Genomic DNA, 22,995 nt, shown 5'->3' with positions numbered 1-22,995 from the left:
GACATACGCTTCAGAACAGTATGCGCCGTCCAGGACAGGCAGTGACGGCGCCACACGATCTCCGCCCCTGGGAGGCTTCCCATGACAACCGTGACGTCGCCACTTGCTGGACGCGCCATCGGTCTCGCCGCAGTTCCCGACCCGGTCTTCTCCGGTGCGATGGTCGGTCCCGGTACCGCCATCGATCCCGTACGTGAGCCCTCGGAGGCCGTCTCCCCCGTCGACGGGGTCATCGTCTCCCTGCACCCGCACGCCTTCGTCGTCGTCGACGACGAAGGACACGGTGTGCTGACGCACCTCGGCATCGACACCGTCCAGCTGAACGGGGAGGGCTTCGAGCTGCTCGTCAAGAAGGGTGACCGGGTGGCGCGCGGGCAGGCCGTCGTCCGGTGGAACCCCGCCGCCGTCGAGGCCGGCGGCAAGTCCCCCATCTGTCCCGTCGTGGCCCTGGAGGCCACCGCGGACTCGCTCTCCGAGCTCGTCGAGGACGGCGATGTGAAGGCCGAAGACGTGCTCTTCGGCTGGCGCTGAGCCGGTCCGTCCTCGTGACGACCGCGAGTTCGACATTCAACGCGGCGGCCGGGGCCGTCGCTCAATCGGAGACGGGTGAGATGGAGACAACGCTGCGAGGCGTCGGCGTCAGCCACGGAGTGGCGATCGGCGAGGTCCGGCACATGGGTACGGCAGTGCTGGAGCCGCCGGCCAAGCAGATCCCCCCGGACGAGGCGGAGCGCGAACAGGGGCGCGCCCGTCAGGCCGTGGAGGCTGTGGCCGCGGACCTGATCGCCCGGGGCAATCTGGCCGGTGGCGAGGCCCAGGCGGTGCTGGAGGCCCAGGCGATGATCGCCCAGGACCCGGAGCTCATCGCCGACGTCGACCGCCGGATCGCGGTCGGCAGCACGGCCGAGCGCGGGATCTACGACGCTTTCTCGCACTACCGCGAGCTGCTCGCGGGTGCTGGCGAGTACATGGCGGGCCGGGTCGCGGACCTCGACGACGTGCGGAACCGGATCGTCGCGCGTCTCCTTGGCGTGCCGATGCCGGGTGTGCCGGACAGCGACGAGCCGTACGTGCTGATCGCCCGGGACCTGGCGCCCGCCGACACGGCGCTGCTCGACCCGACGCTGGTGCTCGGGTTCGTGACGGAGGAGGGCGGTCCGACCAGTCACAGCGCGATCCTCGCGCGGGCGCTGGGTGTGCCGGCCATCGTGGCGCTTCCGGGCGCGGGTGAGCTGGCCGAGGGCACGCTCATCGCGGTCGACGGTTCCACCGGTGAGATCTTCGTGGAGCCGAGCGAGGAGAAGAAGGCGGAGCTGACGAAGGCGGCCGCCGAGCGCAAGGCCGCGCTGGCCACGTCCAGCGGTCCGGGCGCGACCTCCGACGGTCACAAGGTGCCGCTGCTGGCCAACGTCGGCGGTCCGGCGGACGTGCCCGCGGCGGTGGAGGCCGGCGCCGAGGGTGTCGGTCTGTTCCGTACGGAGTTCCTCTTCCTGGACGACAGCGAGAAGGCGCCGTCCGAGGAGAAGCAGGTCGAGGCGTACCGCAAGGTTCTCGAGGCGTTCCCCGAGGGCCGTGTGGTCGTGCGGGTGCTCGACGCGGGTGCCGACAAGCCGCTGGACTTCCTGACGCCGGCGGACGAGCCGAACCCGGCGCTCGGTGTGCGGGGTCTGCGGTCGCTGCTCGACCACCCGGAGGTGCTGCGGACGCAGCTGACCGCGCTGGCGAAGGCGGCCGAGGGGCTGCCGGTGTACCTCGAGGTCATGGCTCCGATGGTGGCCGACCGTACGGACGCGAAGGCGTTCGCCGACGCGTGCCGTGAGGCGGGGCTGCGGGCGAAGTTCGGTGCGATGGTCGAGATTCCCTCGGCCGCGCTGCGGGCTCGCTCGATCCTCCAGGAGGTCGAGTTCCTGTCGCTGGGCACCAACGACCTGGCGCAGTACACCTTCGCGGCCGACCGTCAGGTCGGTGCGGTGTCCCGGCTCCAGGATCCGTGGCAGCCGGCGCTGCTCGACCTGGTGGCGCTGTCCGCCGAGGCGGCCAAGGCCGAGGGCAAGAGCTGTGGTGTCTGTGGTGAAGCGGCTTCGGATCCGCTGCTCGCGTGTGTGCTGACGGGTCTGGGTGTCACCTCCCTGTCGATGGGTGCGGCGTCGATTCCGTATGTGCGGGCGACGCTCGCCAAGTACACGCTGGCGCAGTGCGAGCGGGCCGCGGCCGCGGCGCGGGCCGCGGACACGGCGCACGAGGCGCGGCTCGCCGCGCAGGCGGTGCTGTCCGGGGAGTGATCCCCGAGGTGGTCGACGAAGGGGCTTTCCGTCATCTGGTGGCGGGGAGCCCCTTCGTCGTGGGTGGGGTCAGTGGTGGGCGGGCCAGTCGTCGTCGGGGTCGGGGGCGAGGGGGAGGCCGGCGCGGTACTCGACGCCCGGTTCCGGGGAGAGGGGCTCGCCGGTGCGGGCGTCGGTGCAGTAGGCGGCGAAGACCTCGGCCTCGGTGAGCGGGATGAGGGTGCCGTCGGTGAGGCGCCAGCCGTGGAGCCGGTCGGGGGCGTCGGGTGTGGTGGTGCGCAGGACGATCCCGCCGGGTGCCGCGAGGGCGATGCCAGTGGCGAGCACGGCGGTGAACTCCGGGCCCGCGGCGTCCTCGGGGGGTGTGGTGCCGTGGGCGTGGAGGACGGCGAGGAGTTGGTCGTCGACGGCCTGGACGCTGCAGACGAGGTGGTGGGTGCCCGGTCCCGCGGCTTCGAGGAGTCGTAGGAGCAGACGGGCCGCCCTGGCGTACGCGGCTTTGCCGATGTCCTTGCCGCAGGTGGCGCAGTCGCCGGCGGTGGCGAGGACGGTGGTGGCGTACTCCCAGGTGGCCTGGCGGACGGCGGTGTCGACGAGCTCGGGGAGGAGGGTGGTGAGGGGTTGGCCGGTGTAGGTGACGCGGGCGCCGGTGGTGGCCAGGTGGGCGGTGAACCGGCTGCGGCTCGCGGGGTGGTCGGGGTCGGTGCCGGTCTCGGCGCACCAGGCCGCGTACTCCTCGGGATCGAAGAGGGTGACGGTGGTGTGGCCGCCCTGGGTCGAGAGGGTTTTGAGGAGGGCCTCGATCTGCCGGAGGTAGGTGGCGTGGTCGTCGAAGGCGAAGGTGCGGTACCGGCGCATGGCGGCGAAGTCGTGCTCGTCGGCGAGGAGTCCGACGGTGCTGGGGACTTCGCGGCGCAGGGCGCGGCGGAGGTGTGCGGTGGTGGCGGTGCGGGTCATGTCTCCCCCTGGTGACGCTCCGATCAGTGCTCACTCACCGTAACCTTCGGCACTGACAGTGACGGTCCGGTGAGGCGTCGGCGGACGAGGCGGTTCTGGGCGGCGGTGGTGGCGACCAGGGCTGCGCCGAGGAACGGCCAGGCCAGGGGGCCCGCGGAGACGAGGCCGGTCATGAGGAGGGGGCCCGCGAAGCGCTGGGTGGACTGGGCGAGGCCGTGGACCCCGAGGTAGGCGCCTTGGGCGTCGTCGGGGGCGAGGGCGACGGAGATCTCCCAGGAGGCGATGGTGTGGATCATCTCGGCGAAGGTGAGGGCGACGGCTGCCGTGACGAGGGCGGCGATCGCGAGGGTGCGGCCGCCCAGGGCGGAGACGGCGAGGGCGAGGGTGGCGACGGCGAAGAGGCCGGCCAGCGGGCCGAGCAGGCGGCGGGCGGCGTCGGTGCTGGCGCCGAATCGGGAGAGGGGGACCTGGAAGAGCACGACGAGGGCGCTGTTGGCCACCATCAGGAGCGGGGCGAGGCCGACGGGGGCGTCGGTGGCGTGGACGATCCAGAGCGGCAGGGCGACCTGGAGGATCGAGTCGTGGAGGAAGAAGACGGCGTCGCCGGTGGTGAAGGCGAGGAAGCCGCGGTCGCGCCAGGGGCTGGAGGGCTTGGTGGCGGGGGCCGGGTCGGCGGAGGCGGCGGCGACGCGTGAGGCGGTGGGGGCGGGGGGTTCGGCGCAGCGGAGGGTGAGGGCGGCCATCAGGAGGTAGGACAGGGCGTCGCCGACGAGCAGGAGGTGGAAGGCGGTGGTGGAGCCGACGGCGAGTGCGCCGGCGGCGCCGAGGCCGCCGAGGGTCCAGCCGATGTTGGAGGTGGTGCGGTTGATGGCCTGGTAGCGGACGCGGTCGGGGCCGGCGACGCGGGCCGCGTAGAGCTTGGTGAGGACGTTGGTGGCGCGGTCGGGGAGGGCGCCGGCCGCGGAGAAGAGGACGAGCAGCAGGTAGTCGTCGGTGGTGAGGAGGGCGAGGAGGGCGGCGGCGCGGAGGAGTTGGGTGCAGATGATGACGCGGACGAGGGGGAAGCGGTCGGCGAGGCGGCCGCCGAGGGGGGCGCCCGCTATGCCCGCGGCGCCGGAGAGGGCGATGAGGAGGCCGACCTGGCCGAGGCCGAGGCCGGTGACGTAGGTGAAGTAGAGGGCCATGGCCGTGGACCAGAGTCCGGTGCCGCACTTGTCGATGAAGCCGATGAGGAGCATGCGGCGGCCGTCGGTGCCACCGGGGATGCGGTCCTTGAGGGGCGGTCGGGCGGGTCGTGCGGTGCTGCGGCTCATGGGTCCCCCTTGCGAACTGCTTTGTATTGATACATACTTGATTACGTGGCAGCACAATATGCGATCGAAGGGGCGACGGCCAAGGGGATCGCCGCGTCCGTGGAGCGGGGCGTGTCCGAGGGCGGGCTCGCCCCGGGCGACGCCCTGCCGCCCGTGCGGCGGCTCGCCGACGAGTTGGGGGTGAGTCCGGGGACCGTCGCCACGGCCTACAAGGAGCTGCGGCAGCGGGGACTGATCGTCACGCGGGGCCGGGGCGGGACCGTGGTCGCGGAGGTGCCGTCGGTGGCCTCCCGGCGTCCGCCGCGCGTGCCCGCCGGCCTGGTCGACCTGGCCGGCGGGCATCCGGACCCTGCGTTCCTCCCCGTACTGCGGCCCCCGGCGGCCGTCGCCCCGGTGTACGGATCCCACCGCGCCGCCCCGCGGCTCGCGCACCTGGAGGCACTGGCCAGGGCGTGGTTCGAGCGGGACGGGGTGCCGGCGGAGCACGTCACGTTCGCGCACGGCGCCCTCGACTGCATCGCGCGGCTGCTGTCGACGGAGCTGCGGCCCGGGGACGCCGTGGCGGTGGAGGACCCCGGGTTCCACCATCTGCTCGACCTGGTGCCCGCGTTGGGGCTGCGGACGGTCCCGGTGACGGTGGACGGCGAGGGACTCGTACCGGAGTCGCTGCGGGCCGCGCTGCGGGGCGGGGTGCGCGCGGTGGTGTGCAGTCCCCGGGGCCAGTGTCCGACCGGGGCGTTCTTCACGCGGGCGCGTAGGGACGAACTGGTGGCGGTGCTCCGGGAGTTCCCGGAGGTGCTCGTCGTCGAGGACGATCACAACGCGGAGGTCGGCGGGGCCGCGGCCCACACGCTCGCGGCGGCGGGGCTGGACCGGTGGGCGCAGGTGCGGACCGTGTCGAAGCACCTCGGCATCGACCTGCGCTGGGCCGGGGTCGCCTGCGACGCGGTGACGCTGGCGCGGCACGACGGGCGGATGCTGATGACCTCGGGCTGGGTCAGTCACGTCCTGCAGGAGACGGTGGCGGACCTCCTCGCCGACCACGCGGTACGGGATCTGGTGGCGGCGGGCGAGGAGGCGTACGCGGAGCGGCGCGCAGCGCTGATCGGCGCGCTCGGCGCGTACCGGATCCGTGCGGTCGGGGCGAGCGGCCTGAACGTGTGGGTGCCCGTGCGGGACGAGTCGGCGGTGGTGAACGGGCTGCGGACGCAGGGCTGGTGGGTCGCCGCCGGGGCGCGGTTCCGCATCGCGGCCCCGCCGGCCGTACGGATCACGACGGCGACGCTCGCGCCTGCGGACGCCCGGAGCCTCGCGGCGGACTTCGCCGAGGTCCTGGGGGACGCCCAGGCGACGTACGGCGGGTGACGGCGCGCCGGGCGGTGTCGTGTCGGGGACGCGCGGACGCTCCGGGGAAGGCGTCGGCCCTCCCCGGAGCGTCCGGTCGGTGGCGGTTCAGCGGATGCGGAAGGCGTTGCGCTGGGTCTGGGTCAGCGTGTTGCCCCGGGTGTCGGTGAGTTCGGCGCGGAGCGAGACGGACCTGCCCGAGGCGGGGGTGCGGAATTCCGCCCGGCCGTCGCGGACCGGGACCCGGGTCCAGGTGGTGCCGTCGTCGGCGGACATCGACACGGTCAGGGACCGCACCCCGGTCCCGGTGGCCGCTCCCTGGACGGTGACCGGCACGCGGAGCGGGGTTCCCGCAGGGGCGGTGCCGTCCAGGGCGAGGTCGGGGGCGAAGCGGATGGTGCTGAGGGGAAGGGCCGCCGGGCGGGCGGCGGCGGCCGAGGTGAAGGTCCAGGAGGCGGTGACGCGTCCGCCGGACGCCGTGCCGTCCCCCCGCGTCGCCGAGGCGGTCAGTCGGTACGAGGCCGCTCCGGGGGTGGTCGTGAACTCGGCGCGGCCGGGCTCGCCCCGGCGGGTGCCGATCAGGACGCCGTCGCGGTGGAGCGTGGTGGTCGCGGTGCGGAAGCGCGGTGCGCTCGGGACGTGGCCGTCCCCGTCGGCGAGCAGCGGGATGTCGAGCGCGATCCTGTCGCCGTCGCGGACGCCGGCCGGCCGGGCGCCGGGCCTCGTGTCGAGGGCGGGGCCGAAGACGGCGTTGTCGAAGGTGTGGGTGGTGGTCGCGCCCGCGTGGACCGCGATTCCGTTCGCCTCGTAGCGGTTGGGCGGGGTCCCGGGGGCGGCCGGGCCGGTGAAGGTGACGTCCCAGAGACCGCGCTCCGGGGTGACGAGGACGGTCGCGGTGGCGGGGAGCCGGAGGGACTGGGCGAGGCCGATGGTGGGGCCCGCGCCGGGCTGGACGGATACGGACCCGGTGCCGCCCGCGCCCTCGGGGGCGGCTCCCCGGATCCTCATGGTGGCCAGCTTGTCGGCCGCCGGGTGCCGGACGAGGCCGGTCAGGGCGCGGTCGGAGGTGAAGGTGTAGCCGAGCGCGTAGTCGGCGCGGGCGCCGGACCAGTAGGTGTCGAACCACTCCTTGACCGAGCCCGGTTCCGAGGCCGGGCCGAGGTGGGCCACGCGCAGTCCCTCACGGGCCGTCAGGATGTTCGCCGAGCGGGTGGTCCCCTCGTGGGTGACCTCGACGAACCCGATGCCGTTCAGGCGGCGCGCGCCCGACTCCGGCGGACGGACGTCCACCGGGGCGGTCGTCCGGGCGTCGACGGTGACGGTCCTGTCGCCGTTCAGGTCCAGGCGGGGCTGGACGACCCAGTCGGTCCCGGTGGCCGGATCGGGGCCGTACAGCGTGGAGTCGAGCAGGTAGCGCCCCTTGGGCAGGCGGACGGTGACCGTGCCGGACTCGTCGTAGGGAGCGGCCTCCTCCCGCGCGCCCGGGCCCGAGATGCCGGTGACGTGGGTGCGGTAGCCGCCGGTGGCGTGGCCCGCGCGGTCGAGGTGCCGGATCGTCAGCGTGTACGTCTCGGGGGCCTCGGACGCCGCCACGGCGGTCGGGGGCGGGGCGGAGAAGGTCGTGCCCGCGAGGACTCCGGCGAGGGCCAGGGTGCGCAGGACGGTGCGGCGGCCGGCGGTACGGGGTCCGGCGGTGCTGCCGGGCGTACGGCCGTGTGTCGAGGAATCGTTCATGCCCAGCACTGCTCGCGGCGGGCGGGGCGTTCCCGTGACCTGGACCACACCGGCGGGGCACGGCAAGCCCTGTGGCCCAGGTCACGGGAACCCTGCCGAACCATCGCCCAGTGCCAGATGTGGAATCACCTATGAGAGATCGTTTCCGCGCCGGGGACCCCACGGCGCTCGGCGAGGCGTACGACGAGCACGCACGCGTGCTGTACCACTACGCCTACCGGGTGTGCGGGGACCGGGCGGCCGCGGAGGACGTCGTGTCCGCCGCGTTCCTGGAGGCCTGGCGCTGCCGCGGGAAGGTGCACGCCGACGGCGGCAGCCTGCGGCCGTGGCTGCTCGGCATCGCGACCAACATCATGCGCGGCGCGGCCCGCGAGGCGCGCAGGCGGGACGCCGCGCTCGCCCGTATCCCCGAGCGCGGCGTCCTGCCGGACTTCGCCGACGACGTCCTCGCCCGGATGACGGACGGCGAGCAGATCCGCGCCGCCCGTGCCGCGCTCGGCAGACTCAGGCGGCGTGAGCGCGAGGTCTTCACGCTCGTGGTGTGGGCGGGCCTGGACTACGCCGCGGCCGGGGAGGCGCTGGGAATCCCGGTCGGCACCGTCCGCTCCCGACTGTCCCGGGCCCGTGAACGGCTCCGGAAACTCGCCGAGGCCGAACTGCGCGCGGCGCGGCGCCGGGAGCGGTCCGCCGCTGCGGCGGTCCGCTCGGCCGGGCGGCCCGCCCCTGGCGGTGCCCCGGCCGGGGCGGGCGGCTCGCTTCCCGCCGCCGAGGGGGCACGCGGCTCCGTCACCGAGGAGGCACGCGGATCCGTCGCGGTGCTTGGAGCCCCTCGGGTGTCCGGTTTCCCCGCGGTGTCCGGATCCCCCGCGGTGCCGCTGCCGTCGCCGAGCGCCATGCCCGGGGCCCTGACGGTGCCCGTGTCCGTGCCGGGACCGGTGCCCGACCCCTCGGCGGTGCCTGCGCTCTCGCCGGGAACCGTGCCCCCACCCCTCGCGGTGCCGGCGCCCCCGTCCGACCCCCTCGCCGTACCCGGCTCCCGCTCCATCCACTCGACCGTCCGCCCGGCCCTCGCGCCCCGACCCACCTCGGAGAACCAGGCATGAACGCCTTCACCCCCCGCCCGTCGCGCGCCGACGCGGACGAGCTCCTGCGTGCCGAGCTCGCCGAGCTGCTGCCCCCGCCTCCGGTGCCCGATCTGACGGCGGAGCGGAACCAGCACCTCAGGCACGCCGTCCTGCGGACCGCCCTGGCCGGCGGGGACGGCGCGACCGCCCGTCCGGTGCGTGCGCGCCGTCCGCGTCAGGGGCTCCGGCTCGGCTGGATCGCCGCGCCGGTGGCCGCCTGCGCGGTCGTCGCCGGCGTCGCCGTGCTCGCGCCCCAGGACGGGTCGGCCGGTTCCCCGGGCCGCATCTCGGCCGGACAGCCCGTCTCGCCCGAGGCCGTGCGGGTCCTGTCCGGTGCGGCGCTCGCCGCGGCCGCCGCTCCCGCGCCGGACGCCCGGCCCGGTGGGTACGTCTACGTCAAGAGCCTCGTCGCCCACGCGGGGCGCGACGCGGCCGGTGGTCCCGCCGCGCTGCCGCCCGCGCATCAGCGCGAGGTGTGGCTCTCCGTCGACGGCAGCCGGCCCGGTCTGCTGCGCGAGCCCGGTGCCGCCGACACGGAGCTCGGCGTCGAGCTGCCCGTGTACGAGCTGGAGCATCGCGGGGCCACGCCCCGGAAGACCACCGCCGCCGCGGCCCCGCCTTCCGTCACGAACCCGACGCACGCGTACGTGGCGACCCTTCCCACGGATCCGGCGGTGCTGTTGCGCCTGATCCGGGACCAGACGCGCGCGGACGGGGGCGACGCCGACCAGCGGGCGTTCACCGCGATCGGGACCCTGCTCGCCGAGACCTGGGCGCCGCCGAAGGTCACCGCCGCGCTGTACGAGGCGGCGGCGCGGATCCCCGGGGTGACCGTGCTGCCGTCCGCGAAGGACGCGGCCGGTCGCGAGGGCGTCGCCGTGGCCCGTACCTCCCACGGCGAGCAGACCCAGTGGATCTTCGACCGGACGACGTCGGCGTTCCTCGGTGAGCGCACGGTGCTCACCGAGGACACGTCGGCCGGGCGGACCGGGACGGTCCTCGGGGTCTCGGCCGTGCTCGCCAAGGCGGCCGCCCCCGCGCGCGGGGAGCTGCCGAAGGGCTGACCGGAAAAAGACCGGGGCCCGCCGATCCGGTCGGATCGGCGGGCCCCGGTCGTGTGCTCAGCCTCGGCGGTCGGCCGCGAGGGTCTCGTAGAAGTGGAGGAGACCGAGGTCGTCCACCGAGCCGGCGTTGACGGCCTTGGCCAGGGGGGTGCCCTGGAGGAGGCGCTTGACCGGGACCTCGATGCGCTTGCCCGTGAGGGTGTGCGGGACGCCCGGGACCTCGATGATCTCGTCGGGGACGTGGCGCGGGGAGAGTTCGCTGCGGATCGTCCGCTTGATGCGGTCGATCAGCTCCTCGTCCAGGGTGGCGCCCTCCACGAGGTGCACGAAGAGCGGCATCCAGTATCCGCCGTCCGGCTCCTCCAGGCCGATGACCAGGGACTCGCGGATCTCGGGGAGGCGCTCGACGGCCTCGTAGATATCGGCGCTTCCCATCCGGACGCCCTGGCGGTTCAGGGTGGAGTCCGAGCGGCCGTGGATGACGACCGAGCCTCGGTCCGTGATCGTGATCCAGTCGCCGTGGCGCCAGACGCCCGGGAACATCTCGAAGTAGCTGTCGCGGTAGCGGCTGCCGTCGGGGTCGTTCCAGAAGTGGATCGGCATGGACGGCATGGGGTTGGTGACGACGAGTTCGCCGACCTCGCCGATCAGGGGCTTCCCCGAGGGGTCCCAGGACTGGAGGTCGGTGCCGAGGCCGGCCGCCTGGAGCTCGCCGATGTGGACGGGGAGCGTGGGGACGGCGCCCGCGAAGCAGGAGCAGACGTCCGTGCCGCCGCTGACGGAGGCGATCCACAGGTTCTCGCGGACCTCGTCGTGGAGCCAGCGGAAGCCGTCGGGGGGCAACGGGGAGCCGGTGGTGGCGACGCACTTCACGGCGGAGAGGTCGAAGTCCCGGCCGGGGTGGACCTCCGCCTTGGCGCAGGCCATCACGTACGCGGCGGAGGTGCCGTAGAGGGTGGCGCGGGTGCGCTCGGCGACCCGCCACTGGGCGGCGGTGTCGGGGTAGCCGGGGCTGCCGTCGTACAGGACGACGGTCGTGCCGGTGAGGAGGCCGGAGACGAGGAAGTTCCACATCATCCAGCCGGTGGAGGTGTACCAGAAGAACACGTCCTCGGGGCCGAGGTCGCAGTGCAGGCCCAGCTGCTTGACGTGCTCGACGAGGATGCCGCCCTGGGACTGCACGATCGCCTTCGGCAGGCCGGTCGTGCCGGAGGAGTACAGGACCCACAGCGGGTGCGCGAACGGCACCTGCTCGTAGACCGGCTCGACGTCCGCGGCGACCAGGTCGGACCAGGCGAGGGTGCCTTCGGGGGCCGGGGTGCCGAGGAGCGGGATGTGCACGACGGCGCGGAGGGTGGGCAGCTCGGCGCGCAGCTCGGCGACGGTGTCGCGGCGGTCGTGCTCCTTGCCGCCGTAGCGGTAGCCGTCGACGGTGAAGAGGACGACCGGCTCGACCTGCTGGAAGCGGTCGAGGACGCTGCGGGCGCCGAAGTCGGGGGCGCAGGAGGTCCACACGGCGCCGACGGCGGCGGTGGCGAGGAGGGCGACGACGGCCTGCGGGACGTTGGGCAGGTAGCCGCTGACGCGGTCGCCGGGGTTCACGCCGAGGGCGCGGAGCTCGGCGGCGAGGGAGCCGACCTGGCGGCGGAGCTCGCCCCAGGTGACCGGCGTGGGCTCATGTGTCTCGTCCACATGGAGCAGGGCCGTGTCATGGGGGCGCTCGTCGGCGGCGCGCAGGGCGTGCTCGGCGTAGTTGAGGGTGGCTCCGGGGAACCAGTCGGCACCGGGCATCGAGCGGTCGCCGAGGACCCGCTCGTACGGGGTGGAGAAACGGAGGTCGAACCACTCGACGACGGCCTGCCAGAAGGCTTCGAGGTCCTCGACCGACCAGCGGTGGAGCGCCGGGTACCCGCCCTCGGCCGGGGCGCCGTGGTGCTCGGCGGCCCAGGCCTGGAAGCGGGTGACGGCGGCCGTGGCGATGCGTTCCTCGTCGGGCTGCCAGAGCGGCTCGGTCGGCGCTGCGGATGTCATTTGGGGCGGCTCCCTGGCTGTACGCGGGTCTGCGTGTGTCTCGCGCACGTGCTGGGGTGTGCGCGTGACGCGGCTGACAGGACGATGCCATGTGATCCTCTTTCGCACCAGGTCTGCCCGCCCATGGTCGGGCAGTTGAACATGTGCTCCCACCACGGGTGAACGGCAGCTGAACGGAACCGGTTCGCGCTCCGGCGAATGGCAGGGTGAGCTGCATGGACGGTCGTGAACTGGTGCGTTCGATGAAGGTGTTCGGTTCGGTGCAGGGCTTGCGGATGGTGTGGTCGGCGTGGCGGCAGCGCCGTACGGACACGTGGGGGCTGCCGCCCAGGGGGGCGGAGCGGGCCAGGGTGCCGGGGCTCGCGGTGGAGGCGGAGCCGGCTCCGGGCGGGGGAACCGTCCGGTTCGCCCGGTCCTCGCTCCGGATCCGCGTGTCGTCGGGCGGCACGGTGTTCTGGGGGTGGGACGGGGCCGGGCCGCTTCCCTCGTACGCCCTGGCGGGCGAGGCGCCCGACGCGGATCCGCGGGCCTCCCTCGAACCGGACACCGACGGCGGGTGGCGGATCGTGTCGGAGCGGGTGACGGTGACGGTCTCCCGGCACGGGGCGGTGGAGCTCCGGACCCCGGGCGGGGTGCTGCTCCGCCGGGACCTGCCGCCGCGCTGGTGGGAGCCGGTGGCCGGCGAGGGCGCCGGACCGGGGGCGGGGGCGGGTGCCGGGCCGGCGGCGTCGGGGGGCGCGCGGTGGGTGCAGCGCAGCGAGGTGCCGGCCGACGCCCGGTTCTTCGGGCTCGGCGGGCGGGCGGCGGGGCCGCGCCTACGGGACGGCTCGTACCGGCTGTGGAACACCGACCCCCAGAGGGGTTTCGACCCCGGGGACGATCCGCTCTACCTGACCATGCCCGTCCAGTTCGTGGTCTCGGACGCCGGGACGCACCTGGCGTTCCACGACAACTCCTGGGACGGCCGGGTCACCCTGGCCGAGGGCGAGGAGGGGGCCGGTTCCGGGCACGACCGGCCGGGGACCAGCGAGGTGCGGATGACGGGCGGGCCGCTGCGCTGCTGGGTGGTCGTCGGCACCCCCGCGCGCGTACTGCACGGCTGGGCGGCGCTGACGGGCGCGCCCGCGCTGCCGCCGTCCTGGGCGCTCGGGCCGCAGCACGCGCGCTGGGGCTTCGGCAGCGCGCGGGAGGTGCGGCGGGTGGTGGCCGGGTACCGGGAGCGGGGGCTGCCGCTGTCCGCCGTGCACCTGGACATCGATCATTACGACGGGCACCGGGTGTTCACGGTCGACCGGGAGCGGTTCCCCGATCTGCCGGGGCTCGCGGAGGAGCTGCGGGAGCAGGGGGTGCGTCTGGTGTCGATCGTGGACCCGGCGGTGAAGGCCGAACCCGGCGACCCGGTGTACGACGGCGGGGCGGCGGTGGACGCCTTCGTCAAGGACGCGCGCGGGCAGGAGGTGCGCGGGGTGGTGTGGCCCGGCGAGTGCGCCTACCCGGACTTCACGGATCCCGCGGTGCGGGAGTGGTGGGGCGGCCTGTACGAGGAGCGCCTCCGGCAGGGCTTCGCGGGCGTGTGGCACGACATGAACGAGCCGGTGTCCTTCGTCCCCTTCGGTGACCCGACGCTGCCCCGCTCGGCGCGGCACGCGCTGGAGGGCCGGGGCGGCGACCACCGGGAGGCGCACAACGTGTACGGGCTCGCGATGGCCCGGGCCGGGTACGAGGGGCTGTGCCGGCTGCGCCCCGACGAGCGGCCCTTCCTCTTCTCGCGCTCCGGCTGGGTGGGCATGCAGCGGTACGGGGGCACCTGGTCCGGCGATGTGGCGACGGGGTGGCCGGGGCTGCGGGCCTCGCTCGCCCTCGTCCTGGGCCTGGGGCTGTGCGGGGTGCCCTACTCGGGGCCGGACGTGGGCGGTTTCGACGGGAGTCCCTCACCGGAGCTGTTCCTGCGCTGGTACCAGCTGGGCGCGTGGCTCCCCCTCTTCCGTACGCACGCGGCGATCGACGCGGGGCGGCGGGAGCCGTGGGAGTTCGGCCCCGAGGTCCTGGAGCACGCACGCGGGGCGCTGGCCGAACGGGAGCGGCTGCGGCCGTACTTCACGACGCTGGCCCGGCTGGCCCGGATGACGGGCGCACCGTACGTCCGCCCGGTGTGGTGGGGGACGCCGGAGGACCGGGCGCTGCGCGACTGCGAGGACGCGTTCCTGCTCGGCGACGCGCTGCTCGTGGCGCCGGTGCTGACGCGGGGCGCGGACCGGCGGGCGGTGCGGCTGCCGCGCGGACGCTGGTACGACACGGCGACGGGGCGGGCGTACGAGGGTCCGGGGCAGGTGCTGCTCGACGCGCCGCTCTCCCGGGTACCGGTCCTGGCCCGGGCGGGGGCCGTGCTGCCCGTGCGGGGCGAGGGGGGCGAGCTCGTCCTGGAGGTGTGGGCGCCCGCCGCCGGGCGGACCGGTGGCGGGCTCGTCGTGCGGGACACCGGGGACGGCTGGGAGCCGGCCTCGATCGAGCGGTACCAGTCGCGGCTCGTGGACGGCCGGGCGGTGGTGGAGCGTGTCACGGACGAGGGGGTGGAGGAGCCGGGGCTGCCGGTGGTGGTGCGGGGGCTGTGAGGGGGGTGGATCCAGTAGACGGATCCAGTAGACGGATCCCATATTCAATAGCCGAATATCGGGTGTCGGATATCGGATCCCTCCGGCGGATGTCGTGCGCTGGATGCTGGATACCGGAGATGGGATCCAGCATCCGACACCAGATCACCCGTAAGCGCCACCGAACCACTTCCGTACCGCCTCCGTGTGGAGCGGAAAGGCCAACTCCTCGGGTGCCGTGAGCACGTGGTGGCCGCTCGTCTCGTCCGTCGGGGCCGACGGCGGGAGCTGGGCGGCCGGGCGGGGCGGAAGGAGGCCGAAGAGGAGGAGGTGGCCGGCCGGGGAGCTCAGGGCGTCGGCGAGGCGGACCTCCTCGGCCGAGGCGGGGATGCCGGTCTCCTCGCGCAGTTCGCGGGCGACGGCGGCGCGCCAGTCCTCGCCGTGGTCGATGAAGCCGCCGGGCAGCGCGACCCCGCCCCGCGCGGGTTCGATGGTGCGGGTGACGACGACGAGGCCCGTTCCCTTCGCGTCGGTGACGGGGAGGAGGGCGACGGCGACGGGCAGCGGGTTGCGGTAGGCGGTGTGGCCACAGACCGGGCAGGCGCGGGGCCAGCCGGCGTCGGGGAGGTGGGCGGCGCCGCAGGCGGAGCAGTGGGTGTCCTTCACGGCCCGACCGTACGCGATCGCCCTTTCCCGGCGCTGCCGGAACTGATAGACGGTGCGCATGACAGGACTCGCAACCGCCCTTCGTACCCTCGCCGTCACGGCCGCGGCCGGGCTGCTCGCCGTCACCGGAGCCGTCGCCGCGCCCGCTCCCCCGGCCTCGGCCGCGCCGGAGCCCAAGGCGCCACGGGAGTTCGTGGCCCTGAGCTCCGTGGACCGGACGATCCTCCAGGAGATGCGCTACACGACCGAGCACAACTTCGTCGGGGAGCCGGTGGACGGCTACCGGCAGCCGCTGTGCATCCTGACCCGTCCGGCGGCCGAGGCGCTGCACCGCGCGCAGCTCCGGCTGCTCGCCCGGGGCTACACGCTGAAGGTGTACGACTGCTACCGGCCGCAGCGGGCCGTGGACCACTTCGTGCGCTGGGCGAAGGACCTGGAGGACGAGCGGATGAAGAAGGAGTTCTATCCGCTCGTCGACAAGTCGAGGCTGTTCGCGGACGGTTACATCGCGGAGAAGTCCGGTCACAGCCGAGGGTCGACGGTGGACCTCACGATCGTGCGGCTGCCGGCGGCGCCCACGCGCGCGTACGTGCCGGGTGAGGAGCTGGTGGAGTGCTGGGCTCCGCAGGCGGAGCGGTTCCCGGACAACTCGGTGGACATGGGGACCGGGTACGACTGCTTCGACACTCGCTCGCACACCGACGACCCGCGGATCCAGGGCGCACAGCGGGCCAACCGGCAGCTGCTGGGGGGCGCGCTCGCCGAGCAGGGGTTCGTGAACCTGCCCGAGGAGTGGTGGCACTTCACCTTCAAGCCGGAGCCGTTCCCGAGCACGTTCTTCGACTTCCCCGTGGCGCGGAGGTCGGTGGCCGGGCATTGAGCCCTTCTCAGTGCCGACCGACCGTGGCACACTTCTGACGCTTCGTCAGATCACGGGAGGTCCCGATGGCACGGACGCGCAGACCGGTGGTGGCCGGGTGGTTCACCGACGACACCGTGCCGGAGGCGGAGTTCCGGCTGCTCGGCACCCGCTGCACGGCCTGCGCGTCGGTCTTCTTCCCGCGGGAGGACGACTGGTGCCGCAACCCCGGCTGTCCGGGCGGCGGCGAGCTGGCCGAGGTCCCGCTCTCGCCGCGCGGCCGGGTCTGGTCGTACACCGACGGCCGGTACCGTCCGCCCGCCCCGTACGTCTCCGACCCGGACGCGCCCTGGGAGCCGTACACCCTCGTCGCCGTCGAGCTCGCGGCCGAGGCGATGGTGGTCCTCGGGCAGGCGGCGCCGGGCGTGACGACGGCCGACCTCGCCGTCGGGACCGAGGTCGAGGTGGTGCCGGGCGTCCTGAACGAGGACGAGCGGCACACCTGGACCACCTGGAACTGGCGGCCGGTCGCCGGGGAGCGGCGGGAGGAGCGGTCGTGAACGACATCGCCGTGCTCGGGGCCGGGATGCACCCCTGGGGCAAATGGGGCCGGAGCTTCGTCTCGTACGGAACGGCCGCCGCCCGCGCCGCGCTCGCCGACGCCGGTCTGGAGTGGTCCGACATCGGCTCGGTCGTCGGCGCCGACACCATGCGGTGCGGATACCCGGGGTACGTGGCGGGGGCGACCTTCGCCCAGGCCCTCGGCTGGCAGGGGGCGCGGGTCACCAGCGTGTACGCCGCCTGCGCCTCGGGCGCCCAGGCCATCGGCGCCGCCCGGGCCCAGATCCTGGCGGGACTCGCGGACGTGGTCCTGGTCGTCGGGGCGGACTCGACGCCGAAGGGGTTCCTCGCCCCGGCCGGCGGCGAGCGGCCCGGCGACCCGGACTGGCTGCGGTTCCGGGTGCTCGGGGCGACCAACCCGGCGTACTTCGCCCTCTACGCGCGCCGCAGGATGGCGCTGTACGGCGACACGGCCGAGGACTTCGCCCGGGTGAAGGTGAAGAACGCGGCGGCCGGCGCGCTCAATCCGCTGGCCCGCTACCGCAAGCGGGTGACCGCCGAGGAGGTCGCGGCCTCCGCCGTCGTCGCCGATCCGCTGCGGCTCCTCGACATCTGCGCCACCTCGGACGGCGGCGCCGCGCTCGTCCTGTCCGGCATGGAGTTCGCACGCCGGCACGGGCACCCCGACCCGGTCCGGATCCGGGCGGTGTCCACCGTCTCCCCCACGTACCCCAAGGCGGTGCTGGACCTCCCCGACATCGCGACCGACTCGGCGGCGGCCGTCTCCCCCGCCCCGCACGCCTTCCGCGCCTCGATCGCCCGCGCCGCCTACGAGGAGGCGGGGATCGGGCCCGAGGACCTGTCCCTGGCGGAGGTGTACGACCTGTCCACGGCCCTGGAACTGGAGTGGTACGAGGACATCGGGCTCTGTGCGCCGGGTGAGGGCGCCAAGCTGCTGCGGGAGGGCGCCACGGCCCTCGGCGGGCGCCTTCCGGTCAACACCAGCGGCGGCCTCGGCTCCTTCGGGGAGGCGGTGCCCGCCCAGGCGATCGCGCAGGTCTGCGAGCTGACCTGGCAGCTGCGCGGCACGGCGGGCGACCGGCAGGTGCCGGGGGCGAGGGCCGGGATCACCGCGAACCAGGGCCTGTTCGGCCACGGTTCGGCGGTGGTGGCGGTGCGCTGAGCACCCCCGACAGGCGGCCCGTCCGGTCAGGTCGTGACGGCGGCGGGGCTGCGGTCCGCGAGGACCAGGGCGTGCTGGACGACCGCCACGAGGACGTTCTTCACGGACTCGCGGTCCCGGGCGTCGCACATCAGCAGCTCCACCTCGGGGTCCAGGTCGAGCGCGCCGCGCACGGTCTCCGCCGGGAACCGCTGGGCGCCCTCGAAGCAGTTGACGGCCACCGTGAACGGGATGCCGCGCCGCTCGAAGTAGTCGATGGCGGCGAAGCTGTCCTCCAGGCGGCGGGTGTCCGCGAGCACGACCGCCCCCAGGGCTCCCTGGGCCAGCTCGTCCCACAGGAACCAGAAGCGGTCCTGCCCCGGGGTGCCGAAGAGGTAGAGGACGAGGTCCTCGCGGAGGGTGATCCGGCCGAAGTCCATGGCGACCGTGGTGGTCGTCTTGGTCTCGACGCCGTGCAGGTCGTCGACGGGCCGCCCCACCTCGCTGAGGATCTCCTCGGTCCGCAGGGGTCTGATCTCGCTGACCGCGCCCACCAGCGTCGTCTTGCCGACCCCGAACCCGCCTGCGACGAGGATCTTCAGGGTCACCGGCTCGACGAAGGGCTTCTTGCGGCTAGAGCGCCCGAAGGCCATTGATCACCTCGCGAAGGATGCTCACGTCCGGCAGCTCGGCCGGCGGAACGGGGCGGGTCACATGGACGAGTTCGTCCTCGACGAGATCGCCGACGAGGACCCGTACCACCCCGACGGGGAGGTCGAGTCCGGCGGCGAGCTCGGCGATCGACTGGGGCTGCTCGGAGCAGCGTTCGACGATCTCCACGTGTTCCGGGGAGAGCGTCTGGTCCCGGCCGGGGTCGTCGGCGGCGGGCTCGGGAACGACCACCGCGATCAGGTCGAGCCGGTGGCGGGTGGCGGCGCTCGTCCGGCCGCGGGTCATCGCGTACGGACGGACCACCGGCCCCGCCTCGTCGTCGAACCAGTGGTGGGGGCCGGGGGTCTGGCCCCGCTCCCGCCGGCTGCGCTCGGCTTCGTCACTCATGCCGTCCCACTCACCCTCCCGAGGGCAGACCGGTCCGGGGAGCCGTCGTGAGGTGGGCCCCCACCCGCTTCACCATCAGCGTCATCTCGTAGGCGACCTGGCCGACGTCCGAGTCGGCGTCCGCGAGCACCGCGAGGCAGCTGCCGTCGCCGGCGGCCGTGACGAAGAGGAAGGCGTCCTCCAGCTCGACGACCGTCTGGCGGACCTTGCCCGCCTCGAAGTGGCGGCCGACGCCCTTGGCGAGGCTGTGGAAGCCGGAGGCCACGGCGGCGAGGTGCTCGCCGTCCTCCCGGGTGAGCTCCTGGGAGGCGCCGGTGGGAAGTCCGTCGCTGGAGAGCACCAGGGCCTTGCGGATGGAGCCGACGCGCTGGACGAGCTCGTCGAGGAGCCAGTTCAGCTCGCCGTTTCCGCGTCCGGGTCCGGAGGTCGTGCTGGGTGCTGCGGCGTTCGGTGCGGTCATCGACCGTCCCCCTCGGGTGTCGTTCCTGGTGCTGTCGGGTCGTCCGGCTCTGTGGTGTCCCGCCTGCCGCGCTGCCAGCCGCGCTGCATGGCGGCCATGCGGGCGCGTACCTCCTCGGCGTCGCGCTCGAAGGAGTCGGGCCCCTCGGACTGTGCTCCGGTGCCCGTACGGGCGTCGGCGCGGGTTCCCGCGCCGCGGCCGGCCTGGCCCTCGGCCTCGCGCAGCTGGGGCGCGAGGCTGGCCTGGCGGACGCGGCGGGGCAGGCCGCCGAACGGCTCCGGGTTCTCCGGCGGCACGGAACCCTCCGGTGGTACGGGCACGAGGAGGGGACCGGCGCCCGGCCCCGGCAGGCTGCCCCGCCCGTCGCCGTGCGGGTGTCCCGGCCGGTCGCCCGGCCGGACTCCGCGCCGATCGTCCTGCGGGAAGTCCGCCCGGTGCTCCTGCGGATGCGCGCGGTCCGGCTGCGGCTGGGTGCGGTCGGCCTGGGCGTGGGCGCGGCCCGGCTGCGGGTGCGCGCGGTCGGCCTGGGCGTGGGCGCCGTCCGGCTCGTCGAGGCGGCGGCCGTGGTCCACGACGAGCGTGGGGGTGCGGCGGCGCGGCAGCTGCACGGGGCCGAGGCGCGTGCCGTCGGCGGGCGCGTCCTGCTCGCCGCGGCCCGTCGTCCGGTCCGGGGCCTGCTCGTGCTGCTCGCCGGCCGGCGCGAGTCCGGTGCGGCGCCGGAAGAGGCCGCCGCGCTCGCTGTCGCTGTCGAGGAGGTCCGCGGACCGGTCGAGGAGGCCGTCGAAGTCCTCGGTGCCGAGCGGTGCCTCCAGCTCGACGGGGCCGTCCAGCGGTCCGGGCGCCTCGGTCACGTCGGGGACCTTCGTGAGGGCCGGCCTGCGGGTGGGCAGGGCGCCGCCGTCGGCGGACGCGTCGTCGGTCCGGCCCGGGCGCTCCAGGGTCTTGCGGTCGAGCCGGAATCCGGCGCCCTGGGTCTCGGGCGCGTCGGTGAGCAGGGCGGCCGGGATGAAGACGACCGCGGTGGTCCCGCCGTACGGGGAGGTCTGGAGCGAGACCCGGACGTTCTGGCGCTGGGCGAGCCGGCTGACGACGAAGAGGCCGAGCCGGTCGGTGTCCGAGAGTTCGAACTCGGGGGTCTCGGCCAGCCGGAGGTTGGCGTCGAGCAGGGCGTCGGGGTTCATGCCGAGGCCGCGGTCGTGGATCTCCAGGGTGAAGCCGTTGGCGACCCGCTCGCCGAGGACCTGGACGGCGGTGTGCGGGGGCGAGTACACCGTGGCGTTCTCGAGGAGTTCGGCGATGAGGTGGGTGAGGTCCGCGACGGCGGGGCCGCCCACGCCGAGGCGGGGCAGGCGGCGCACCTCGATCCGCTCGTAGTCCTCGACCTCGGCGACGGCGGCGCGGACGACGTCCATCAGCTGGACGGGCTTGCGCCACTGGCGGGAGGGGGCCGCGCCGGACAGGATGACGAGGCCCTCGGCGTGCCTGCGCATGCGGGTGGTGAGGTGGTCGAGGCGGAAGAGGTCGGCCAGCTCGTCGGTGTCCTCGGTGCGCCGCTCCATGGTGTCGAGGAGGGTCAGCTGGCGGTGGAGCAGGACCTGGTTGCGGCGGGCGAGGTTGACGAACACCTCGGAGACGCCGCGGCGCAGTTCCGCCTGCTTGACGGCGGCCTCGACGGCGGCGCGCTGGAGGGTGTTGAGGGCCTGGCCGACCTGGCCGACCTCGTCCTCCCCGTACCGCAGGTGGGGCACCTCGGTCCCGACGTCGACCTGCTCGCCGGCGGCGAGGCGGCGCATGACGCTGGGCAGCCGGACGCCGGAGACCTCCTGGGCCTCCTTCTGCAGGCGGCGCAGGTCGCGGATGAGTTCGCGGCCGATGCGGACGGAGATGACGATCGAGGCGAGCAGGGCGAGGAAGCCGAGGACGCCGGCGACGCCGACCTTGAGGAGGACGCTGTACGCGGCGGGCTGGACGCGCTCCTGGTAGCGGTCGCCGGCGGCGGTGTTCTCGCGGGCGAGGTCGTCGAGGACGGGGCTCGCCTGGTCCTGCCAGCGCTCGGCGGTGATGGCGCGGGGGCTGTCGGTGGGGCCCTCTTCGATGATCGCGTTCTCGGCGGTGCGCAGCGGCTGGGTGTCGGGGCTGCGCCAGTACCTCTCGAAGCGCTCGCGCTCGGCGGCGGGCAGGAGTTCGAGGTTGACCTCGTAGAACGCCACGCGGTTGGCGACGAGGTCGGATATCGCGCGTATCTCCTCGGAGGTGACGCGGTCCGCGACGAGCGCGGAGAGGACGAGGGCGTCCTCGCGGGAGAGCAGCTCCCGCGCGCGCGTGACGCCGACGAGGGCGCGGCCCTGCTTGTCCATCTCCACGTTCTCGAGGGCGTGGAGGGTGATGAGGAAGCTGTAGCAGGGGTCGACGAGCCGGTTGTAGAACTCGAGGGCCTGCATGCGGCCGATGCCGCGGGCTTCGACGGAGCGGCGCAGCGAGGCGAGGCCGTCGAGCGCGTCGAGGAGGGAGTTGAGCCGCTGGGTGGTGACGGGCCGCATCTCCTCGCGCACGCCGGGGTCGGCGGCGTTGGCGCGGATGCGGGCGATCTGCCGGTCGGTGGCGCGGCGGGTCTCGCGCAGGGAGGCGAGGGCGTTGGAGCCGCGCGGATCGGCGAGGTAGAGGAGCGACTGCCGGCGTTCGATCTGGATGACCCGGGCGGTGTCCTCCAGGGGGTAGCCGACCTTGTCGACGATGTAGCCGACGTCGAGGAGCTGGTCGGCCTCGCGGCCCGTCAGGACCGTGGCGAAACCCCACAGGCCGGTGAGGGAGACGAGCGGTACGAGCAGCAACGCCACGATCTTCCTGCGGATGGACTTCCCGCGAAAGCGCATGGCCTCCCCCAGCTCGGCCCCCGTTGCGCCACGGGGAACCTTCACGTTCGTGACCACCGGCGTCAACACGCGGCGTCAACCTTGAATTTCAACAAACGGCGGCGCGAGCCTACTACTGCATCACGGCCATTCCGAAGGCATGTCCGGGCGATTTTCAGCCTGTCGAGTGAGTCTTGATCATGAGATGTCCTGGTATTGCTGGAGTTGGGATTGACCACTGTGGCGTAGGACACCTGATGGTGTGCCATTTCTCCGGCCTGCCTGGATGGCTGGAACTGTCCGTTCCGCCGATGCGCGGGCTTCGTTCGCCCCCGCCCGAGCGAAACCTTTTCCCTCTCACGTGCGTCAATAGGAACGGGGAGGGTTCTGTCCGTGTAAAGGCGCTCAAGACGGGCAGCCGACCCTGAGGTCGTTCAGTGGTGGGGAGTGACGGGACAATGGAACACGAGGCGCGGTCGGCGCGGCAGTTGTGGGTGGAGGAGGAGCGGGGCCGACGGCGGATGCCCGATCCGGTGCGCAACGCCGCCGTGCGGGCCGTGATGATCACGTCGGTGACACTCGTCCAGGCCGTGGTGGCCTTCTTCTGTACGGTCGCGGGCGCGTGGCTGGCGTTTCCGGTGACGGTCACCGCGGTGGCGTCGACGGTCGTGGCCACCTGGAGCGTTCTCGACGTCTGGATCACCCGTCAGGTGTGGCGTCAGCGCAACGGCGTGGTGTCGGAGCCGAGCAGCACGGCACGTCCGCCGATCCGGACACGGCGCGACGAGGACCGGGCGGAGACGGCACCGCTGTCCGAAGCGGCGTGAGCGACGCCGAGGCGGCCTGAGCGAGGCCGAAGCGGCGTGAGCGAGGCCGAAGCGGCCTGAACAACGGTGAGCGGCCCGGTCCCCTGCTGGGGGCCGGGCCGCTTCGCCG

The 22,995-nt window shown here is 74.1% G+C and carries 19 protein-coding genes; 10 read left to right on the top strand and 9 right to left on the bottom strand.

The window, feature by feature from the left end; all coding sequences use genetic code 11:
• The first annotated feature begins 81 nt into the window (after positions 1–81).
• A complete protein-coding gene (locus BLW86_RS31505; protein ID WP_093877169.1) occupies positions 82–531 on the top strand; it encodes a PTS sugar transporter subunit IIA in 450 nt (149 codons plus the stop codon).
• 80 nt (positions 532–611) lie between these two features.
• Positions 612–2,282: a phosphoenolpyruvate--protein phosphotransferase gene (ptsP, locus tag BLW86_RS31500; protein WP_093877168.1), complete on the top strand. Its 1,671-nt coding sequence runs from the start codon at positions 612–614 to the stop codon at positions 2,280–2,282.
• Positions 2,283–2,351: 69 nt separating this feature from the next.
• On the opposite strand, the gene BLW86_RS31495 is transcribed toward ptsP, so the two are convergent.
• Together BLW86_RS31495 and BLW86_RS31490 are read right to left on the bottom strand one after the other, a co-directional pair.
• The gene (locus tag BLW86_RS31495; protein WP_093877167.1) at positions 2,352–3,239 is read right to left on the bottom strand and encodes a hypothetical protein; all 888 of its coding nucleotides are present in this window, start codon (positions 3,237–3,239) and stop codon (positions 2,352–2,354) included.
• 23 nt (positions 3,240–3,262) lie between these two features.
• The gene (locus tag BLW86_RS31490) at positions 3,263–4,552 is read right to left on the bottom strand and encodes an MFS transporter (protein ID WP_305633233.1); all 1,290 of its coding nucleotides are present in this window, start codon (positions 4,550–4,552) and stop codon (positions 3,263–3,265) included.
• A gap of 45 nt (positions 4,553–4,597) precedes the next feature.
• Here BLW86_RS31490 and BLW86_RS31485 point away from each other — a divergent pair, with 45 nt between their 5' ends.
• Entirely contained in the window at positions 4,598–5,917 is a 1,320-nt protein-coding gene (locus tag BLW86_RS31485) for an aminotransferase class I/II-fold pyridoxal phosphate-dependent enzyme (RefSeq protein WP_093877166.1), read from the top strand.
• An 87-nt stretch (positions 5,918–6,004) separates the two neighbouring features.
• Here the strand turns inward: BLW86_RS31485 and BLW86_RS31480 are convergent, their stop codons facing one another.
• On the bottom strand, positions 6,005–7,630 hold the full coding sequence (locus BLW86_RS31480; protein WP_143060288.1) for a serine protease: 1,626 nt from the start codon (positions 7,628–7,630) through the stop codon (positions 6,005–6,007).
• A 131-nt stretch (positions 7,631–7,761) separates the two neighbouring features.
• Here BLW86_RS31480 and BLW86_RS43830 point away from each other — a divergent pair, with 131 nt between their 5' ends.
• Both BLW86_RS43830 and BLW86_RS31470 read left to right on the top strand, forming a co-directional pair.
• Complete coding sequence (locus BLW86_RS43830) at positions 7,762–8,733, top strand: RNA polymerase sigma factor (RefSeq protein ID WP_305633230.1); 972 nt, start codon at positions 7,762–7,764, stop codon at positions 8,731–8,733.
• A complete protein-coding gene (locus BLW86_RS31470; RefSeq protein ID WP_093877164.1) occupies positions 8,730–9,818 on the top strand; it encodes a CU044_5270 family protein in 1,089 nt (362 codons plus the stop codon). The genes BLW86_RS43830 and BLW86_RS31470 overlap by 4 nt, the downstream gene beginning before the upstream one ends.
• A 57-nt stretch (positions 9,819–9,875) precedes the next feature.
• Here BLW86_RS31470 and BLW86_RS31465 read toward each other — a convergent pair whose 3' ends face one another.
• Positions 9,876–11,849 carry an acetoacetate--CoA ligase gene (locus tag BLW86_RS31465; RefSeq protein WP_093877163.1) on the bottom strand — a complete coding sequence of 658 codons (1,974 nt, stop codon included), beginning with the start codon at positions 11,847–11,849 and terminating at the stop codon, positions 9,876–9,878.
• A gap of 215 nt (positions 11,850–12,064) precedes the next feature.
• Between BLW86_RS31465 and BLW86_RS31460 the strand changes: the two genes are divergently transcribed.
• A complete protein-coding gene (locus BLW86_RS31460; RefSeq protein ID WP_093877162.1) occupies positions 12,065–14,461 on the top strand; it encodes a glycoside hydrolase family 31 protein in 2,397 nt (798 codons plus the stop codon).
• A 144-nt stretch (positions 14,462–14,605) separates the two neighbouring features.
• Here the strand turns inward: BLW86_RS31460 and BLW86_RS31455 are convergent, their stop codons facing one another.
• A complete protein-coding gene (locus BLW86_RS31455) occupies positions 14,606–15,166 on the bottom strand; it encodes an NUDIX domain-containing protein (RefSeq protein ID WP_093877161.1) in 561 nt (186 codons plus the stop codon).
• Here BLW86_RS31455 and BLW86_RS31450 point away from each other — a divergent pair.
• The 3 genes from BLW86_RS31450 (at position 15,165) to BLW86_RS31440 (ending at position 17,709) form a co-directional block, all read left to right on the top strand.
• On the top strand, positions 15,165–15,986 hold the full coding sequence (locus BLW86_RS31450) for a M15 family metallopeptidase (RefSeq protein WP_093878966.1): 822 nt from the start codon (positions 15,165–15,167) through the stop codon (positions 15,984–15,986). The two genes, BLW86_RS31455 and BLW86_RS31450, sit on opposite strands and share 2 nt — an antisense overlap.
• A 65-nt stretch (positions 15,987–16,051) precedes the next feature.
• The gene (locus tag BLW86_RS31445) at positions 16,052–16,525 is read left to right on the top strand and encodes a Zn-ribbon domain-containing OB-fold protein (protein ID WP_093877160.1); all 474 of its coding nucleotides are present in this window, start codon (positions 16,052–16,054) and stop codon (positions 16,523–16,525) included.
• A 26-nt stretch (positions 16,526–16,551) separates the two neighbouring features.
• On the top strand, positions 16,552–17,709 hold the full coding sequence (locus tag BLW86_RS31440; protein ID WP_093878965.1) for a lipid-transfer protein: 1,158 nt from the start codon (positions 16,552–16,554) through the stop codon (positions 17,707–17,709).
• 26 nt (positions 17,710–17,735) lie between these two features.
• On the opposite strand, the gene BLW86_RS31435 is transcribed toward BLW86_RS31440, so the two are convergent.
• From BLW86_RS31435 to BLW86_RS31420, 4 genes are read right to left on the bottom strand one after another with little or no spacing between them, the layout of a single operon-like run.
• A complete protein-coding gene (locus tag BLW86_RS31435) occupies positions 17,736–18,341 on the bottom strand; it encodes a GTP-binding protein (RefSeq protein ID WP_093877159.1) in 606 nt (201 codons plus the stop codon).
• Positions 18,322–18,747, bottom strand: coding sequence for a DUF742 domain-containing protein (locus BLW86_RS31430; protein WP_093877158.1), 426 nt, complete (start codon positions 18,745–18,747; stop codon positions 18,322–18,324). The genes BLW86_RS31435 and BLW86_RS31430 overlap by 20 nt, the downstream gene beginning before the upstream one ends.
• A 10-nt stretch (positions 18,748–18,757) precedes the next feature.
• Positions 18,758–19,207 carry a roadblock/LC7 domain-containing protein gene (locus tag BLW86_RS31425; RefSeq protein WP_030691332.1) on the bottom strand — a complete coding sequence of 150 codons (450 nt, stop codon included), beginning with the start codon at positions 19,205–19,207 and terminating at the stop codon, positions 18,758–18,760.
• On the bottom strand, positions 19,204–22,080 hold the full coding sequence (locus BLW86_RS31420) for a sensor histidine kinase (protein WP_093877157.1): 2,877 nt from the start codon (positions 22,078–22,080) through the stop codon (positions 19,204–19,206). The genes BLW86_RS31425 and BLW86_RS31420 overlap by 4 nt, the downstream gene beginning before the upstream one ends.
• Before the next feature lie 437 nt (positions 22,081–22,517).
• On the opposite strand from BLW86_RS31420, the gene BLW86_RS31415 reads away from it, so the two are divergent.
• A complete protein-coding gene (locus tag BLW86_RS31415) occupies positions 22,518–22,886 on the top strand; it encodes a hypothetical protein (RefSeq protein WP_256341479.1) in 369 nt (122 codons plus the stop codon).
• Positions 22,887–22,995 lie beyond the last annotated feature (109 nt).

Origin of the sequence: Streptomyces sp. TLI_105, from assembly GCF_900105415.1 — a bacterium.
Classification (GTDB): Bacteria; Actinomycetota; Actinomycetes; order Streptomycetales; family Streptomycetaceae; genus Streptomyces.
Note: the sequence above shows the minus strand (reverse complement) of the source record. Positions and strands in the feature narration are given on the sequence as shown.

Coding starts and splice junctions, on each gene's coding strand:
- BLW86_RS31445 (WP_093877160.1), top strand. CDS start 16,052: ATGGCACGGACGCGCAGACCGGTGGTGGCCGGGTGGTTCACCGACGAC.
- BLW86_RS31465 (WP_093877163.1), bottom strand. CDS start 11,849: ATGACATCCGCAGCGCCGACCGAGCCGCTCTGGCAGCCCGACGAGGAA.
- ptsP (WP_093877168.1), top strand. CDS start 612: ATGGAGACAACGCTGCGAGGCGTCGGCGTCAGCCACGGAGTGGCGATC.
- BLW86_RS31495 (WP_093877167.1), bottom strand. CDS start 3,239: ATGACCCGCACCGCCACCACCGCACACCTCCGCCGCGCCCTGCGCCGC.
- BLW86_RS31415 (WP_256341479.1), top strand. CDS start 22,518: ATGGAACACGAGGCGCGGTCGGCGCGGCAGTTGTGGGTGGAGGAGGAG.
- BLW86_RS31480 (WP_143060288.1), bottom strand. CDS start 7,630: ATGAACGATTCCTCGACACACGGCCGTACGCCCGGCAGCACCGCCGGA.
- BLW86_RS43830 (WP_305633230.1), top strand. CDS start 7,762: ATGAGAGATCGTTTCCGCGCCGGGGACCCCACGGCGCTCGGCGAGGCG.
- BLW86_RS31440 (WP_093878965.1), top strand. CDS start 16,552: ATGCACCCCTGGGGCAAATGGGGCCGGAGCTTCGTCTCGTACGGAACG.
- BLW86_RS31435 (WP_093877159.1), bottom strand. CDS start 18,341: ATGGCCTTCGGGCGCTCTAGCCGCAAGAAGCCCTTCGTCGAGCCGGTG.
- BLW86_RS31460 (WP_093877162.1), top strand. CDS start 12,065: ATGGACGGTCGTGAACTGGTGCGTTCGATGAAGGTGTTCGGTTCGGTG.
- BLW86_RS31470 (WP_093877164.1), top strand. CDS start 8,730: ATGAACGCCTTCACCCCCCGCCCGTCGCGCGCCGACGCGGACGAGCTC.
- BLW86_RS31430 (WP_093877158.1), bottom strand. CDS start 18,747: ATGAGTGACGAAGCCGAGCGCAGCCGGCGGGAGCGGGGCCAGACCCCC.
- BLW86_RS31420 (WP_093877157.1), bottom strand. CDS start 22,080: ATGCGCTTTCGCGGGAAGTCCATCCGCAGGAAGATCGTGGCGTTGCTG.
- BLW86_RS31490 (WP_305633233.1), bottom strand. CDS start 4,552: ATGAGCCGCAGCACCGCACGACCCGCCCGACCGCCCCTCAAGGACCGC.
- BLW86_RS31425 (WP_030691332.1), bottom strand. CDS start 19,207: ATGACCGCACCGAACGCCGCAGCACCCAGCACGACCTCCGGACCCGGA.
- BLW86_RS31455 (WP_093877161.1), bottom strand. CDS start 15,166: ATGCGCACCGTCTATCAGTTCCGGCAGCGCCGGGAAAGGGCGATCGCG.
- BLW86_RS31450 (WP_093878966.1), top strand. CDS start 15,165: ATGACAGGACTCGCAACCGCCCTTCGTACCCTCGCCGTCACGGCCGCG.
- BLW86_RS31505 (WP_093877169.1), top strand. CDS start 82: ATGACAACCGTGACGTCGCCACTTGCTGGACGCGCCATCGGTCTCGCC.